This is a genomic window from Ramlibacter sp., from assembly GCF_035548915.1.
Classification (GTDB): domain Bacteria; phylum Pseudomonadota; class Gammaproteobacteria; order Burkholderiales; family Burkholderiaceae_C; genus Ramlibacter.
This window is the reverse complement of the sequence record NZ_DASZSE010000026.1, coordinates 65,856-80,599: the sequence shown is the minus strand read 5'-3', so window position 1 is coordinate 80,599 and position 14,744 is coordinate 65,856. Positions and strand designations below refer to the sequence as shown.

The 14,744-nt window shown below is 68.8% G+C and carries 13 protein-coding genes; 8 read left to right on the top strand and 5 right to left on the bottom strand.

What is annotated here, in order from left to right; genetic code table 11:
- Positions 1 to 103 precede the first annotated feature (103 nt).
- The 4 genes from VHA82_RS08210 to VHA82_RS08195 all read right to left on the bottom strand — a co-directional run bounded on the left by VHA82_RS08210 (position 104) and on the right by VHA82_RS08195 (position 4,668).
- A complete protein-coding gene (locus tag VHA82_RS08210) occupies positions 104 to 1,090 on the bottom strand; it encodes a nitronate monooxygenase family protein (protein ID WP_325542343.1) in 987 nt (328 codons plus the stop codon).
- An 86-nt stretch (positions 1,091 to 1,176) separates the two neighbouring features.
- A complete protein-coding gene (locus tag VHA82_RS08205; RefSeq protein ID WP_325542341.1) occupies positions 1,177 to 2,967 on the bottom strand; it encodes an acyl-CoA dehydrogenase in 1,791 nt (596 codons plus the stop codon).
- Between the two features lie 17 nt (positions 2,968 to 2,984).
- Entirely contained in the window at positions 2,985 to 3,917 is a 933-nt protein-coding gene (locus VHA82_RS08200) for an electron transfer flavoprotein subunit alpha/FixB family protein (protein WP_325542339.1), read from the bottom strand.
- Between the two features lies 1 nt (position 3,918).
- Complete coding sequence (locus tag VHA82_RS08195; RefSeq protein WP_325542337.1) at positions 3,919 to 4,668, bottom strand: electron transfer flavoprotein subunit beta/FixA family protein; 750 nt, start codon at positions 4,666 to 4,668, stop codon at positions 3,919 to 3,921.
- Positions 4,669 to 4,909: 241 nt separating this feature from the next.
- Here VHA82_RS08195 and VHA82_RS08190 point away from each other — a divergent pair, with 241 nt between their 5' ends.
- Genes VHA82_RS08190 through VHA82_RS08175 form a run of 4 tightly spaced genes read left to right on the top strand, consistent with a single transcriptional unit; the run spans position 4,910 to position 9,708 of the window.
- Entirely contained in the window at positions 4,910 to 6,103 is a 1,194-nt protein-coding gene (locus VHA82_RS08190; RefSeq protein ID WP_325542336.1) for an ABC transporter substrate-binding protein, read from the top strand.
- A 13-nt stretch (positions 6,104 to 6,116) separates the two neighbouring features.
- Positions 6,117 to 7,172, top strand: coding sequence for a branched-chain amino acid ABC transporter permease (locus tag VHA82_RS08185; RefSeq protein ID WP_325542347.1), 1,056 nt, complete (start codon positions 6,117 to 6,119; stop codon positions 7,170 to 7,172).
- Positions 7,169 to 8,986, top strand: coding sequence for a branched-chain amino acid ABC transporter ATP-binding protein/permease (locus tag VHA82_RS08180; RefSeq protein ID WP_325542334.1), 1,818 nt, complete (start codon positions 7,169 to 7,171; stop codon positions 8,984 to 8,986). The genes VHA82_RS08185 and VHA82_RS08180 overlap by 4 nt, the downstream gene beginning before the upstream one ends.
- Positions 8,983 to 9,708 (top strand): ABC transporter ATP-binding protein, encoded by a 726-nt coding sequence (locus VHA82_RS08175; RefSeq protein ID WP_325542332.1) that lies wholly within the window; start codon positions 8,983 to 8,985, stop codon positions 9,706 to 9,708. Before VHA82_RS08180 ends, VHA82_RS08175 begins: the two co-directional genes overlap by 4 nt.
- Before the next feature lie 4 nt (positions 9,709 to 9,712).
- Here the strand turns inward: VHA82_RS08175 and VHA82_RS08170 are convergent, their stop codons facing one another.
- Positions 9,713 to 10,327, bottom strand: coding sequence for a hypothetical protein (locus VHA82_RS08170; RefSeq protein WP_325542330.1), 615 nt, complete (start codon positions 10,325 to 10,327; stop codon positions 9,713 to 9,715).
- A gap of 164 nt (positions 10,328 to 10,491) precedes the next feature.
- Between VHA82_RS08170 and VHA82_RS08165 the strand changes: the two genes are divergently transcribed.
- The 4 genes from VHA82_RS08165 to VHA82_RS08150 all read left to right on the top strand — a co-directional run bounded on the left by VHA82_RS08165 (position 10,492) and on the right by VHA82_RS08150 (position 14,744).
- Positions 10,492 to 11,184 (top strand): glutathione binding-like protein, encoded by a 693-nt coding sequence (locus tag VHA82_RS08165; protein ID WP_325542328.1) that lies wholly within the window; start codon positions 10,492 to 10,494, stop codon positions 11,182 to 11,184.
- Between the two features lie 181 nt (positions 11,185 to 11,365).
- Positions 11,366 to 11,902: a cyclic nucleotide-binding domain-containing protein gene (locus VHA82_RS08160; protein ID WP_325542326.1), complete on the top strand. Its 537-nt coding sequence runs from the start codon at positions 11,366 to 11,368 to the stop codon at positions 11,900 to 11,902.
- Positions 11,903 to 11,907: 5 nt separating this feature from the next.
- Entirely contained in the window at positions 11,908 to 13,455 is a 1,548-nt protein-coding gene (locus VHA82_RS08155) for a TolC family protein (RefSeq protein WP_325542324.1), read from the top strand.
- Positions 13,452 to 14,744, top strand: coding sequence for an NHLP bacteriocin system secretion protein (locus VHA82_RS08150; RefSeq protein WP_325542322.1), 1,293 nt, complete (start codon positions 13,452 to 13,454; stop codon positions 14,742 to 14,744). The genes VHA82_RS08155 and VHA82_RS08150 overlap by 4 nt, the downstream gene beginning before the upstream one ends.

Sequence of the window (14,744 nt, the reverse complement as noted above, 5' to 3'; positions counted from 1 at the left end):
TCGGCGGCAGCGCGGGCGTCGGCGGCAGCGCCGGTGTCGGCGGTGTCGGCGCAAGCGGCAGCGTTGGCGCAAGCGGCAGCGGCAGCGCCGGCGTCGCCTCGCGCTAAGCGACTGCCACCGATTCGGATCGCGGCAGCAGGCGTTGCCGCGTTTCGACGTATTCGCGCTTCAGGCGCGCGACGAGCGCGGCAACGGACACGACTTCGGTCACGGCACCGATGCCCTGCCCGCTGCCCCAGATATCCTTCCAGGCCTTCGCCTTGCTGCCTTCGCCTCCCGCGAAGCTCATCTTCGTCGGGTCGCTCTCCGGCAGGTTGTCCGGGTCGAGCCCCGCGGCGCGGATCGAGCGCTTCAGGTAGTTGCCGTGCACGCCCGTGAAGAGGCTCGAATAGACGATGTCGTCGCTCGTGCCTTCCACGATCGCGAGCTTGTAGTCCTCGCTCGCGCGCGCTTCCCGCGTCGCGATGAAGGCCGATCCGATGTAGGCGAAGTCCGCGCCCAGCGCCTGCGCCGCGAGCACCGCGCCGCCGTTGGCGATGGCGCCCGACAGCGCGAGCGGCCCGTCGAACCACCGGCGAATCTCCTGCACGAGCGCGAACGGGCTCTTCACGCCCGCGTGTCCACCCGCGCCCGCAGCCACCGCGATCAGGCCGTCGGCGCCCTTCTCGATCGCCTTGTGCGCGAAGGTGTCGTTGATGACGTCGTGCAGCACGATGCCCCCGTACGAATGGATGGCATCGTTCACGTCGGTGCGCGCACCGAGCGACGTGATCACGACCGGCACCTTGTGCTTCACGACCATTTCCAGGTCGTGTTCGAGCCGGTCGTTGCTCCGGTGCACGATCTGGTTGATCGCGAAGGGCGCCGCCGGCTCGCCGGGATGCGCGCGGTCATGCGCCGCGAGCGTCTCGGCGATCTCGTGCAGCCACTCGTCGAGCTGGGCCGCCGGACGGGCGTTGAGCGCCGGCATCGAGCCGACGATGCCCGCCTTGCACTGCTCGATCACGAGCTTCGGGTTGCTGATGATGAAAAGCGGCGCGCCGATGAGGGGAAGCGACAGGTTGCGCAGGACGCGAGGGAGTTGGGGCATGGTGCCGGTCATTGTCCAGGAGCGCAAAGCGCATTCGTGTCAACGGTGCGACACGCCGGGGCGACCGCGCGCGGCGCCCCGCCGTCTCAGAACGCCTCGATCGGCAGCGCCATCACGCTGCCGGCTCCGTCGACGATGCTGTCGCGCTGCGCGGGCGCGTTCACGAGGATGTGTTCGGCGTAGAACCGCGCGGTCGCGATCTTCGCCTCCATGAAGGCCTTGTCTTCGCCGGCCGCCAGCATGTCCTCGGCCGCGAGCAGCGAGCGCGCCATCTGCCAGCCCGCCACCACGTTGCCCGCGAGCATGAGGTAGGGAACCGAGCCCGCGAACACCGCGTTGGGCGAGCCCTTCGATTCCTTCGCGACGAAATCCGCCGCGTCGACAAAGGCCTTGCGCGCCGAAGCGAGGTTCTTCAGCACGGCGCGCGCGGCGGCGCTGCCGCGCTTCGCGAGCTCGCCCTCGGTCCGCTCGATCATCCCCGCGATCGCCCGCGCCGTGCGGCCGCCGTCGCGCGCGGTCTTGCGCCCGACGAGATCGTTCGCCTGGATCGCGGTCGTGCCTTCGTAGATCGTGAGGATGCGCGCGTCGCGGAAGTACTGCGCGGCGCCCGTCTCCTCGATGAAGCCCATGCCGCCATGCACCTGCACGCCGAGCGAGGTGACTTCGATCGACATCTCGGTGCTGTAGCCCTTCACGAGCGGCACGAGGAATTCGTAGAAGGCCTGGTTCTGCCCGCGCACCTCGGCGTCCGGATGATGGTGCGCGCCGTCGTACGCGGCCGCGGCGACGCTCGCCATCGCGCGGCAGGCCTCGGTGTACGCGCGCATCGTCATCAGCATGCGCCGCACGTCGGGGTGATGCACGATGGTGGCCGACCCGTTGACCGACCCGTCGACGGGGCGCGACTGCACGCGCTCCTTCGCGTACGCGGCGGCCTTCTGGTAGGCGCGCTCGGCAATCGCGATGCCCTGCACGCCCACCGCGTAGCGGGCCGCGTTCATCATGATGAACATGTACTCGAGGCCCCGGTTCTCCTCGCCGACGAGGTAGCCGACGGCGCCACCGTGGTCGCCGTACTGCAGCACCGCGGTGGGAGAAGCCTTGATGCCCAGCTTGTGCTCGATGCTCACGCAGTGCACGTCGTTGCGCGCGCCGAGCGAGCCGTCCGCGTTCACGAGGAACTTCGGCACGACGAAAAGCGAGATGCCCTTCACGCCCTCGGGTGCGCCGGGAACGCGCGCGAGCACGAGGTGGACGATGTTGTCCGCCATGTCGTGCTCGCCGTAGGTGATGAAGATCTTCGTGCCGAAGACCTTGTACGTCCCGTCGCCTTGCGGCTCGGCGCGCGAACGCACGAGCGCGAGGTCGCTGCCGGCCTGCGGCTCGGTGAGGTTCATCGTGCCGGTCCACTCGCCGGTCACGAGCTTTTCGAGATAGACGGCTTTCAGCGCGTCCGATCCCGCGGTGAGCAGCGCCTCGATCGCGCCGTCGGTGAGGAGCGGGCACAGGGCGAAACTCAGGTTGGCCGAGTTCAGCATCTCGCCGCATGCCGCGCCGATGGTCTTCGGCAGGCCCTGCCCGCCGAAGCCCGTCGGATGCTGCAGGCCCTGCCAGCCGCCTTCGGCGTACTGGCGATAGGCCGCCGCGAACCCGGCCGTGGTGGTGACCTCGCCGTCCTTCCAGCTCGAAGGATTCCTGTCGCCATCCGCGTTGAGCGGCGCGACCACGCCTTCGTTGAACTTCGCGCATTCCTCGAGCACGGCCTGCGCCGTCTCGAATCCGGCTTCCTCGAAGCCCGGCATGCGCGCCACCTGCTCGATGTTCGCGAGGTGCCGGATGTCGAACAGCATGTCCTTCACGGGGGCTCGGTAGGTCATGTCTTTCTCGCGCGCCTTCAGAGGGCCTTGATGAGTTCGGGCACCGCGGTGAAGAGGTCCGCGACAAGTCCATAGTCGGCCACGCTGAAGATCGGGGCTTCCTCGTCCTTGTTGATCGCGACGATCACCTTCGAATCCTTCATGCCGGCCAGGTGCTGGATCGCGCCGGAGATGCCGCACGCGATGTAGAGCTGCGGCGCCACGATCTTGCCGGTCTGGCCGACTTGCAGGTCGTTGGGCGCATAGCCCGCATCCACCGCGGCGCGGCTCGCGCCGATCGCGGCGCCGAGCTTGTCCGCGAGCGGCTCCAGCACCTCGTGGAACTTCTCGCTCGAGCCCATCGCGCGGCCGCCCGAGACGATGATCTTCGCGGCCGTGAGCTCGGGCCGGTCGCTCCTTGCGATTTCCTGACCTTCGAAGGCGCTCTTGCCGCTGTCGGCCACGGCGCTCGCCGACTCGACCGGGGCGCTGCCGCCGCTCGCGCTCGCCGGATCGAACGCCGTCGTGCGCACGGTGATCACCTTCACCGCGTCGCTCGACTGCACGGTCGCGATCGCGTTGCCCGCGTAGATAGGGCGCTCGAAAGTGTCGGGGGAGTCGACCTTCGTGATGTCGCTCAGCTGCGCGACGTCGAGCTTCGCCGCCACGCGCGGCGCGACGTTCTTTCCGCCGGCCGTGGCGGGAAAGAGGATGTGGCTGTAGTTTGCGGCGATCGCGAGCACCTGCGCCGCGACGTTTTCCGCGAGCTGGTGTTCGAACTGCGCGCCGTCGGCGTGGATCACTTTGGCGACGCCTTCGATCTGCGCGGCGGCCTTCGCGGCTTCGGCGGCGTTGGCGCCGGCGACGAGCACGTGCACGTCGCCGCCGCAGGCCTTCGCGGCGGTCACGGTGTTGAGGGTCGCGCCGCGGATGTGCGCGTTGTCGTGTTCGGCAATGACGAGGGCGGCCATCTCAGATCACCTTTGCTTCGTTCTTGAGTTTGGCGACGAGCGCCGCGACGTCCGGCACCTTCACGCCGGCCGAGCGCTTCGGCGGCTCGGTCACCTTCAGCGTCTTCAGGCGCGGCTTCACGTCCACGCCGAGGTCTTCGGGCTTCACGGTGTCCAGCGGCTTCTTCTTCGCCTTCATGATGTTGGGCAGCGTCACGTAGCGCGGCTCGTTCAGGCGCAGGTCGGTGGTCATCACCGCGGGCAGCGACATCGAGATCGTCTCCAGGCCGCCGTCGACTTCCCGCGTGACGCGGGCCCGCCCGTCGGCCACTTCGAGCTTCGAAGCGAACACGGCCTGCGGCAAGTCCGCGAGCGCGGCGAGCATCTGGCCCGTCTGGTTCGCGTCGTCGTCGATCGCCTGCTTGCCGAGGATCACGAGCCCCGGCTGCTCCTTGTCCACGAGCGCCTTCAGGAGCTTTGCCACGGCGAGCGGCTGCAGCTCCTCATCGGCGAGCACGAGGATCGCGCGGTCGGCACCGATCGCCAACGCGGTGCGCAGCGTTTCCTGGCACTGCTGCACCCCGCACGACACGGCGATCACCTCGGTGGCGATTCCCTTTTCCTTCAGACGGACGGCCTCTTCGACGGCGATCTCGTCGAAGGGATTCATGCTCATCTTCACGTTGGCGATGTCCACACCCGTCTGGTCCGACTTGACCCGGACCTTGACGTTGTAGTCCACCACCCGCTTCACGGCGACGATGACCTTCATGGCTTTGCGCTGCTCCTGGGAGTAGTAGTAGTAGTAGTAGTACTGAGTTGAATGCTGCGATTGACGTTTACGTCAACTGTAATGGTACGCTGCGCCGCGGCACGCACCTGTCGGCGGGCCGACAGGAAAAGAACGATCGTGCTTTTTTCATTATAGGGTGCGCCCGCTGGCGCGCTGGAGACCAGAGGATATAGTGCGGCGCAATCCGAGCAACTGATACAGACAAAGAAAAGGAGTCGTGATGTTCAGGCATCTTCTCTCGGCGCCCCTGCGGGCATCGGCGTTGTCCCTGGCGGCGTTGTCCCTGGCGGCGCTGTCCCTGGCTGCGTTCTCCCCGAGCGCCATGGCGCAGATCAAGGTCGGCGTCACCATCTCGGCGACAGGCCCCGCCGCGTCGCTCGGCATCCCCGAGAAGAACGTCTTCGCGATCGTGCCGCGCGAGATCGCGGGCAAGAAGATCGACTGGATCGTGCTCGACGACGCGTCGGACCCCGTCGCGGCCGTGAAGAACACGCGCAAGTTCGTCTCCGAGGACAAGGTCGACGTGATCGTCGGCTCCTCCATCACGCCCAACAGCCTCGCGATGATCGACGTGGCGGCCGAATCCGAGACGCCGATGATCGCCATCGCCTCGTCGCTGCGCATCGTCGATCCGGTCGACGCGAAGCGCTTCTGGGTCTTCAAGACGCCGCAGAACGACGCGCACATGATGACCGCGATGTCGCAGCACATGGCCGACCACGGCGTGAAGACGGTGGGCATCATCGGCTTCAACGACGCGTACGGCGAAGGCGTGATGACCGAATTCGGCAAGCTCGCGCCGGTGCGCAAGCTCAACGTCGTCGCGCAGGAGCGCTACGCGCGCACCGACACGAGCGTCACGGGCCAGGTGCTGAAGCTCGTCTCGGCCAACCCGGATGCGATCATGATCGCGGCTTCCGGCACGCCCGCCGCTTTGCCGGCCAAGGCGCTGCGCGAGCGCGGCTACAAGGGCAAGATCTACTTCACCGACGGCGTGATCAACGACGACTTCCTGCGCGTGGGCGGCAAGGATCTCGAAGGCGCCTTCCTGCCGGCCGGGCCCTTCGTCGTCGCGAAGCAGCTGCCCGACAGCAACCCGATCAAGAAAGTCTCGCTCGACTTCATCCGGCTGCACGACAGCAAGTACCCGCCGGGCTCGGCCAATTCGTTCTCGGCGCACGCGTGGAACGCCTGGCTCATCCTGCAGCACGCGATTCCGATCGCGCTGAAGACCGCGCAGCCCGGCACGAAGGAATTCAGGAAGGCGCTGCGCGACGCGATCGAGAACAACTCGAAGGAACTCGTCACCACCCACGGCGTGCTGAACATCAGCAAGACCGACCACATGGGCTTCGACCAGCGCGCGCGCGTGATGGTGAAGATCGAGAACGGCCAGTGGAAGCTGGCGCAATAGGAAAGTTCGCGTCCTGGACCTTTCGATCGCGCTGATCCTCGCGCAGGACGGCATCACCACGGGGGCGGTGTACGCCCTCCTCTCCGTGGGCCTCGTGCTGGTGTTCGCGGTCACCCGCGTCATCTTCATTCCGCAAGGCGAACTCGTCGCCTACGGCGCGCTCACCATCGCGGCGCTGCAGGCGGGCCAGCGGCCCGCGACCGTGTGGCTGCTCGCGGTCCTCGGCGCCGCCGTGTTCGCGATCGACCTGTGGCGGCACTTCGGCCCCGGCGCGGAGGACCCGATGCCCGGGGCGCTGAAGCGCTCCGTCCTCGCGAACGTCGTCTGGCCGCTCGCCGCCCTTGCGATCGTGTACGGGCTGCCGGGCAAGGACCTGCCGCTCATCGTGCAGATCGTGCTCGCGCTTGCCATCGTGGCACCGCTCGCAACGCAGGTGTACCGCCTCGCCTTCGAACCCGTCGCGCACGCGAGCGTGCTCGTGCTGCTCATCGTCTCCGTCGCCGTGCACTTCGTGCTGCTCGGGCTCGGCCTGTTCATGTTCGGCGCCGAGGGCGTTCGGTCGCAAGCGTTTTCCGATTTGCGCTGGAACGTGGGGCCGCTCTCGCTCACCGGCCAGGGCCTGGCCGTGATCGCGGCCTCGCTCGTCATCATGGCGGCTCTCTCGCTCTTCTTCGGCCGCACGGTGCCCGGCAAGGCATTGCGCGCGACGGCCGTGAACCGGCTGGGCGCGCGCCTCATGGGAATCGAGGTGGCGCGCTCGGGCCGCCTCGCCTTCCTGCTCGCGGGCCTCATCGGCGCGTTCTCGGGCGTGCTGATCGGCCCCGTCACGACCGTGTACTACGACTCCGGCTTCATCATCGGCCTGAAGGGCTTCGTGGGCGCGATCATCGGCGGCCTCGTGAGCTACCCCGTCGCCGCCGCCGGCTCGGTGCTGGTCGGACTCATCGAGTCGTATGCGTCGTTCTCCGCGAGCGCGTACAAGGAAGTGATCGTCTTCACGCTCATCGTGCCGGTGCTCGCGTGGCGATCGTTCGCGAGCCGCGGGCGGCTGCAGGACGAAGAGGAATGAAGCCGCCGCGCCTGCAGCGCATCGGCGTGGCCGCCTGGCTCGCGGTCATGGTCGCCATCGCGCTGCTGCCGGTGCCGGAATTCTGGATCACGCTGGCCAACTACATCGGGCTCTACAGCCTCGTCGCGCTCGGACTCGTGCTGCTCACGGGCATCGCGGGCATGACGTCGTTCGGGCAGGCGGCCTTCGTGGGGCTCGGTGCCTACGCGAGCGCACTGCTCACGACCGCGTACGGCGCCTCACCCTGGACGGGATTGCTGGCGGGCGTTGCCATCGTCGCGCTTGCCGCATGGGCCCTGGGCGCGATCACGATGCGCCTGTCGGGCCACTTCCTGCCGCTCGGCACCATCGCGTGGGGCCTGTCGCTCTTCTACCTCTTCGGCAACTCCGAGACGCTGCGCAAGTTCGACGGCATCACGGGCATTCCACCGATCCACTTCTTCGGCTTCGAGCTGGAAAGCGGGCGAAGCCTCTATCTGCTCATCTGGGCCGTGGTCGCGCTCGCCGTGCTCGCGATCCTGAACCTGCTCGATTCGCGGCCGGGCCGCGCGATCCGGGCGTTGAAAGGCGGCGTGATCATGGCCGAGTCGTGCGGCGTGGACACCGCGAAGACGAAACTCCTCGCCTTCGTGCTCGCCGCGGTGCTCGCAGGACTCTCGGGCTGGCTCTACGCGCATCTGCAGCGCGCCGTGAACCCCACCCCCTTCGGGTTGAACGCGGGCATCAACTACCTGTTCATGGCGGTGGTGGGCGGCGCCGAGCACGTGTGGGGCGCGCTCGCGGGCGCGGCGCTGATGACGCTGCTGGGCGACTGGCTGCAGGACATCCTGCCGCGGCTTCTCGGCCAGACCGGCAACTTCGAAGTGATCGTCTCGGGCATGCTGCTCGTGCTGCTGCTGCAGCGCGCACCGGGCGGCCTCTGGCCGTGGGTGCTGAAGATCGCGCTCGGGTGGCGCAAGGCCAAGGCCGGATCGCATCCGGAACTCGTGGCGCCCGCCGGGATGCGCCACCCGGACCGCGCGCAGGCCTTGCCGCAGCGGGCGCAGCCGCGCACGGGAGAGACCGTGCTCGACGTGCGCGCGGCGCGCAAGCAGTTCGGCGGGCTCGTGGCCGTGAACGACGTGAGCTTCTCGGTTGCCGCGGGCGAAATCCTCGGCCTGATCGGGCCGAACGGCGCGGGCAAGAGCACGATGTTCAACCTGGTGAGCGGCGTCTTGCCGCTCACGTCGGGCGAAGTGCGCTTCATGGGGCGGCGCGTCGACGGCCAGGCCTCGCGTGAACTCGCGCGCGCCGGCCTCGCGCGCACGTTCCAGCACGTGCGGCTCCTGCCCCACATGAGCGTGATCGAGAACGTCGCGATCGGTGCGCACCTGCGCGGGCGGCGCGGCTGGATATCGAGCGTGCTGCGCGGCAACCGCACCGAGGAAGCGAGCCTCTTCGCGCAAGCGCGGACGCAGCTCGAACGAGTCGGGCTCGGCGAGCACGCGTTGCGGCCCGCCGTGAGTCTCGCGCTCGGTCAGCAGCGCATCCTCGAGATCGCGCGCGCGCTCGCGGCCGACCCCGTGCTGCTCCTCCTCGACGAACCCGCCGCGGGCCTGCGGCACGGCGAGAAGCAGGCGCTCGCCGCGCTGCTCAGGCAACTGAGCGCGCAGGGCATGAGCATCCTTCTCGTCGAGCACGACATGGACTTCGTGATGGGCCTCGTGAACCGCCTCGTGGTGATGGACTTCGGCACGCGCATCGCGCAAGGCCCGCCGCAGGCGGTGGCGAACGACGCGAAGGTGATCGAAGCCTACCTCGGAGGCGTCGAGTGAGCGCGATCCTCGAAGTGCGCGGCCTGAACGTGGACTACGGCCCGGTGCGCGCGCTGCACGAGGCGAGCCTGCGAGTCGAAGCGGGGCGCATCGCGACCGTGATCGGCCCGAACGGCGCGGGCAAGTCGACGCTGCTGAACGCCGTGATGGGCGTGCTGCCTTCCACCGGCGACGTGCGATTCGCCGGCCGCACCGAACGCGGCGCGATCGAGCAGCGGGTGATGCACGGCATGTGCCTCGTGCCGGAAAAGCGCGAGCTCTTCGCTTCGATGACCGTCGAGGACAACCTGCTTCTGGGCGGCTACGTGCGCATCGACCTGCGCGGCCGCGGCGCGGAAGACACGAAAGCGCAGGTGTTGCGCCTCTTCCCGCGCCTGGAAGAACGGCGCACGCAGCTCGCGGGCACGCTTTCCGGCGGCGAGCGGCAGATGCTCGCGATCGGCCGCGCGCTGATGGCCAGGCCGCGTCTGCTGATGCTGGACGAGCCGAGCCTCGGACTCGCGCCGCTCATCGTGCGGGAAATCTTCCACATCGTCTCGGCGCTACGCGCAAGCGGCGTCGCGATCCTGCTCGTGGAGCAGAACGCGCGCGCGGCGCTTCAGGTGGCGGACTACGGCTACGTGCTGGAAAGCGGGCGCATCACGCTCGAGGGACCGGCGGCCGACCTCATGCACGACGCGCGGATCGCGCAAACCTATCTCGGGCTCGGAGGGCGCGGCTGAAGGTTCACGCCGGAAGCTTGAACGCGGAGAGCCCGCCCACCGCCGATTCGCAAGCCGCGGTGAAAATCTGCGCGGCGTACTGCAGCGTGGCGACATCGGCCGGCGAATATTCCATGCGCATGTAAGCCTTGCCCCGCAGCATGATGAGCAGGAAAGGCACTTCGGGGCTGGGTGCGGGCGAAGGCCAGTCGAGCATCATCTGCGCGAGCTGCGGATCGAGCCAGGCGAGCGCGTGCTCGCGCCGGTCCGCGAGCACCGCGAAGCGTTCCCAGAACAGCTGCGGGATCGTGTCCCATCCCACCTCGGAATACATGGCAAGCCAGCGCATCTCCTCCGGCAGGTTCGGATCGGCGGTGGTCTGCAGCGTGTCGGTGATCATGCTGTAGGCCTTGCGCTCGAGCGCCTCCTTCAGCGGCCGGTTCATGAGCAGCACGGCGATGTCCTCGGGCAGGCCGAGCTCGGCGCGGCCGCGCAGTTCTTCCCCGCGAATGTAGTTGCGGGTGGGCTTGCCGAGCTCCATGCGCCACGGGCGGTTGCCGCTCAGCTTGCCGTCCACCATCATCGTGCCGCTGCCGTGCATGGAGACCGCGAAGCCCTGGTGATAGGCCCATTCGGACACGGGGCCCTGCAGCTGTGCGGCGGCCGCGTCATCGTCGGCGCTGGGCTCGGGTTCTCGTGGCCCTCGGGTCAGGGCTTTTATCAGGCGATCGAACATGGGCTCGCGAATTGGGCTACTGTCGGCACCCATTATCCGCAGATTCGATTCGACGAAGGAGCGCGCAGATGATCGAGGTGTATTCCTGGGCGACGCCCAACGGCCACAAGGTGCACATCATGCTGGAGGAGACCGGACTCGAATACAAGGTGATTCCGGTCGACATCGGCGCGGGCGACCAGTTCAGGCCCGAGTTTCTTCGCATCAGTCCCAACAACAAGATTCCGGCCATCGTCGATCCGTCGGGGCCGGACGGGCAGCCGATCTCGCTCTTCGAGTCGGGCGCGATCCTCGTGTACCTCGCGGCGAAGACGGGCCGCTTCCTGCCCGCGTCCGACCGCGAGAAGTACGACGTGCTGCAGTGGCTCATGTTCCAGATGGGAAGCGTGGGCCCGATGCTCGGGCAGGCGCATCACTTCCGCGGCTACGCGCCGGAGAAGCTTCAGTACGCGATCGACCGCTACAGCAACGAAGCCAAGCGCATCTACCACGTCATCGACCGGCGTCTCGGGGAGTCGCCGTGGTTGGGCGGCAAGGAATACTCGATCGCCGACATCGCGACCTTTCCCTGGCTGCGCAGCTGGCAGCGCCAGGGCATCGTGCTCGAAGAGTATCCGCACCTGAAAGAATGGTTCGAACGCATCGCCGGGCGTCCCGCCGTGCAGCGGGGCGTGAAGGTCCTCGCGGACGTGCGCCGCGAAATCACCGACGACAAGGCGCGCGAAGTGCTCTTCGGAAAGACGCAGTACGAGCGGCGGTAGCCGCGCGGCCGCCGCGAACACCGGTCGGGGCGGCAGGCCCTGAACCGGGCGCCGAAGCCGGGTCACGGCGCCCTGAAGCCCGTACACTACCGCCGAGCTCCATGATCGGGCTCGGCTGGCGCGAGGCAGCTCGAGCGCGCCGGCAGCCACAGGGGACCCCTGTCGCGCACCGAGGGCTTCGATGAAAAAGGTACTGTTCATCCTGGGTCAGCTGTCCGATTCCGACGTGGACTGGATCGCCCGCACCGGTCAGCGCGTGCGGCATGCGAAAGGTGCCGAGCTGATCCACTTCGGTGTAGCCACCCGGCAGCTGCATTTCATCCTCGACGGCGAGGTGGCGATCCTCACCAACAAAGGCTTCGAACTCGCCCGCGTGGGCTCGGGGGAAATCCTGGGCGAGATGTCGCTGGTCGATTCCCGGCCGCCCTCGGCCTCCGCGGTGGTGCGCGAAGACGCCTACGTGCTGTCGCTCGACAAGTCGACGCTCGGCGCCAAGCTGGAAAGCGACACCGCCTTCGCCGCGCGCTTCTACCGCGCCATCGCGATCTTCCTGTCCGAGCGCATGCGCAGCACCGTGGGCCGCATGGGGTATGGCGACCCGTCTCCCGAATCCGAGGAAGTCCCCGCGGACGAGGACGAGCTCGACGCCAACGTGCTCGATCACGTGCATCTCGCGGGCGCGCGCTTCGAGCGCCTGCTGCACAAGCTGATGGGCTGAGGGCGGTGCTGCGATCCGCGTTGCTGCTGGCCGCCGCGTTGTCGCAAGCCTGCCCCGGCGCGCAGGCACAGGACGCGGCGCCCGCGCGCGGCCTGAGCCTGCTCGAGGCGGTGCAGGCCGCGCTGGAGCGCAACGCCGATCTCCTCGTCGCGCGGACTTCCGTGGACGCCGCGCTCGGCGCGGCGCAGCAACTGCAAGGCGCGCTCGATCCGGTGCTCGGCGCGCAGATGCAGCAGTCACGAGCGCAAGAGTCGCTCGCGCAACTGGACCGCGCGGCGTTCGCGGCCGCGGGCGTCACGGCTGCCGACCAGCGGATCGACAGCCGCATCGGCCAGGTGAGCCTGTCCCGGCAGTTCGCGAACGGCATGCAGGCGAGCATCGGCGCGATCCATTCGAGCCTGCGCGACAACACGGACGCGCTGCTGGGCGCGCCGCCGCAAAAAAGCGGCGCGCTCACCTTCCAGATCACGACGCCGCTCCTGCGCAAGCCCGGCATCGCGCCGCTCGGCGCCGCGCTCGACGCGGAAGTGGAGGCCGCCACGCTCGAACAGGAGTTCGCCGCGGCGCAGACCACGCGCGACGTGGCGCTCGCCTACTGGAACGCGCAGTCCTGCGCCGAGCGCTTGCGCATCGCCCGCGCGAGCGAGCGCAGAAGCGAGGAGCTGCTCGCAGACCTGCGCCGGCTCGTGGCGGCCGACGAAGTGCCCCGAGCCGACCTGCAACTCGCGCAGGCGAGCCTGAGCGTGCGGCGTTCGAGCCGGCTTGCCGCGCAGCAAAGCCTGCTGGACGCGCGGCGCGCGCTCGGGCGTCTGCTGGGCCTCGATGCCGCATCCATCGAACGTCTGGATGCCTTGTCCGACCGTCCCCCCGGCACGCGATCGGGCATGGAGATGCCGCAGGCGGACGACACGCAGGCCGCGGATGCGCTGCGAAGACGCGCCGATCTCGCGGCGCTCGGGCGGCGCGTGCAGGCCGCGACGCTGCGGCGCGAATCGGTGCAGGAGCAAAATCGCCCGCAGCTCGATCTCGTGCTGAGCGCCACGCGGCGCGGCCTGGCAGAGAGCGACGGGCCGGCCTGGCTTCCCGCGTTCACGCATCGCGCGGGCCCCGGCTGGGGCGTCGGGCTCAACTACCAGATCGCGCTTGGCGAACGCGCCGCGCTCGGCGCCTTGCGCCAGCAGGATGCGCTCGTGCAGGCGCTGCGCGTGCGCGAGCAGGACCTCGGCGCGGCGATCGAAAGCGGCGTGCGCATCGCCGCGCAGGCGCTGCAAAGCGCGGCCGAACAGCTCGACGAAGCGGGCCGCGCCGTCGCGGGCTATCGGGCGACCGTGGAGAACGAGCGCACCCGCCGCAGGCTGGGCCTCGTCACCCTGATCGAGGAGCTGACCGTGGAAGACCGCTACAACGACGCACTGCTGCTCGAAGCGCAGGCCCGGGAAGGCTACGCGAGCGCCATCGCGCGCTGGCGCTTCGAGACCGGAACGCTCGTGCAGCGCGCGGGCGCGCGCTACACGTCCCGCGTGGACGCCCTGTTCGACCCCACCGTGCAATGAGCAACGAGGCAGCCGTGAACGCGAGCGACACCCGGGCCAAGCTCTTTCGCAAGGTCGCGCTAGACCGGCTCTCCTCGCCCGAGCAGCTCGACACGATGGTGCGCGTGGTCACCGTCAACAGCTGGCTCACGCTCGCGCCGCTGATCGCGATCCTCCTGATGGCGCTCGCCTGGAGCATCTGGGGCTCGATTCCGACGAAGGTCGTGGGCCGCGCGATCCTGTTCCAGAGCGACGGCCTGCGCGACGTGACGACCGGCTCGCCGGGCCGCATCGAGCAGATGGCCGTGCGCATCGGCGACGTCGTCGCGCCGGGCCAGACCGTCGCGGTGCTCTCGCAGCCGGAGCTGCAGGACCAGCTGCGCACTCTCACCGGCCGGCTCGACGAGCTCCTGCGCCAGCAGGCCGAGCAGCAGAACCAGACGACCCGCGCGCAGGGGCTCGCGAAGCGCCTGATCGCGCAGCAGCGGTTCGCGCTGCAGGGCCAGCTCGCCGCGGCGCAGGAACGCGTGCGCGTGATGGGCGAGCGCCTCAAGACGCAGCAGACCCTGCTGGACCAGGGCCTCATCACGCGCCAGGCGTATCTCGACACGCAGAACGAACTCGCCCGCAGCCGCCAGGAAGTGGAGAGCGTGCAAAGCAGCCTGCAAGGCACGAGCCTGCGCGGTGCGGAAGACGACAAGCGCGATCTGCAGGAGCTCACGCGCACGGCCAACCAGATCGGCGAGACGCGGCGGTCCATCGCCAGCGTGCAGGCCGCCATCGCGATCGCGAGCAAGGTCGTCTCCGCCTATGCGGGCCGCGTGGTCGAACTGAAAGTCGCCACGGGCGGGCTCGTGTCGCGCGGCACCGCGCTCGTGACGCTGGAGCCCGCCGACGGCGGCGCGAAGACGCTCGAGGCGGTGATCTTCATTCCCGCGGCCGAGGGCAAGAAGGTCGAACCCGGCATGGAGGCGCAGATCGAGCCTTCCACGGTCAAGCGGGAAGAAGCCGGCTTCATGCTCGGCCGGGTGCGCTACGTGTCGGACTACGCGGCCACCGACGAATCGATGTTCGCGATCCTGCGCAACCGCCAGCTCGTGCAGGAACTGTCGGCGGGCAGCTCGCCCATCGAGGTGCGCGCGAGCCTGCTGCCGGGCGACACGGCAAGCGGCTATCGCTGGTCGTCCGGGAACGGGCCGGACTTCAAGGTGCGCACCGGCACGCTCGGCACCGCGGAGATCGTGGTGCGGCGCCAGCCGCCGATCGCGCTCGTCGTCCCGTGGCTGCGCAAATCGCTGGGAATCGACTGA

What these genes read in the sequence shown, in the direction of transcription:
- VHA82_RS08210 (WP_325542343.1), bottom strand. Translation starts at nt 1,090, where the DNA reads ATGCCCCAACTCCCTCGCGTCCTGCGCAACCTGTCGCTTCCCCTCATC.
- VHA82_RS08205 (WP_325542341.1), bottom strand. Translation starts at nt 2,967, where the DNA reads ATGACCTACCGAGCCCCCGTGAAGGACATGCTGTTCGACATCCGGCAC.
- VHA82_RS08200 (WP_325542339.1), bottom strand. Translation starts at nt 3,917, where the DNA reads ATGGCCGCCCTCGTCATTGCCGAACACGACAACGCGCACATCCGCGGC.
- VHA82_RS08195 (WP_325542337.1), bottom strand. Translation starts at nt 4,668, where the DNA reads ATGAAGGTCATCGTCGCCGTGAAGCGGGTGGTGGACTACAACGTCAAG.
- VHA82_RS08190 (WP_325542336.1), top strand. Translation starts at nt 4,910, where the DNA reads ATGTTCAGGCATCTTCTCTCGGCGCCCCTGCGGGCATCGGCGTTGTCC.
- VHA82_RS08180 (WP_325542334.1), top strand. Translation starts at nt 7,169, where the DNA reads ATGAAGCCGCCGCGCCTGCAGCGCATCGGCGTGGCCGCCTGGCTCGCG.
- VHA82_RS08165 (WP_325542328.1), top strand. Translation starts at nt 10,492, where the DNA reads ATGATCGAGGTGTATTCCTGGGCGACGCCCAACGGCCACAAGGTGCAC.
- VHA82_RS08160 (WP_325542326.1), top strand. Translation starts at nt 11,366, where the DNA reads ATGAAAAAGGTACTGTTCATCCTGGGTCAGCTGTCCGATTCCGACGTG.
- VHA82_RS08150 (WP_325542322.1), top strand. Translation starts at nt 13,452, where the DNA reads ATGAGCAACGAGGCAGCCGTGAACGCGAGCGACACCCGGGCCAAGCTC.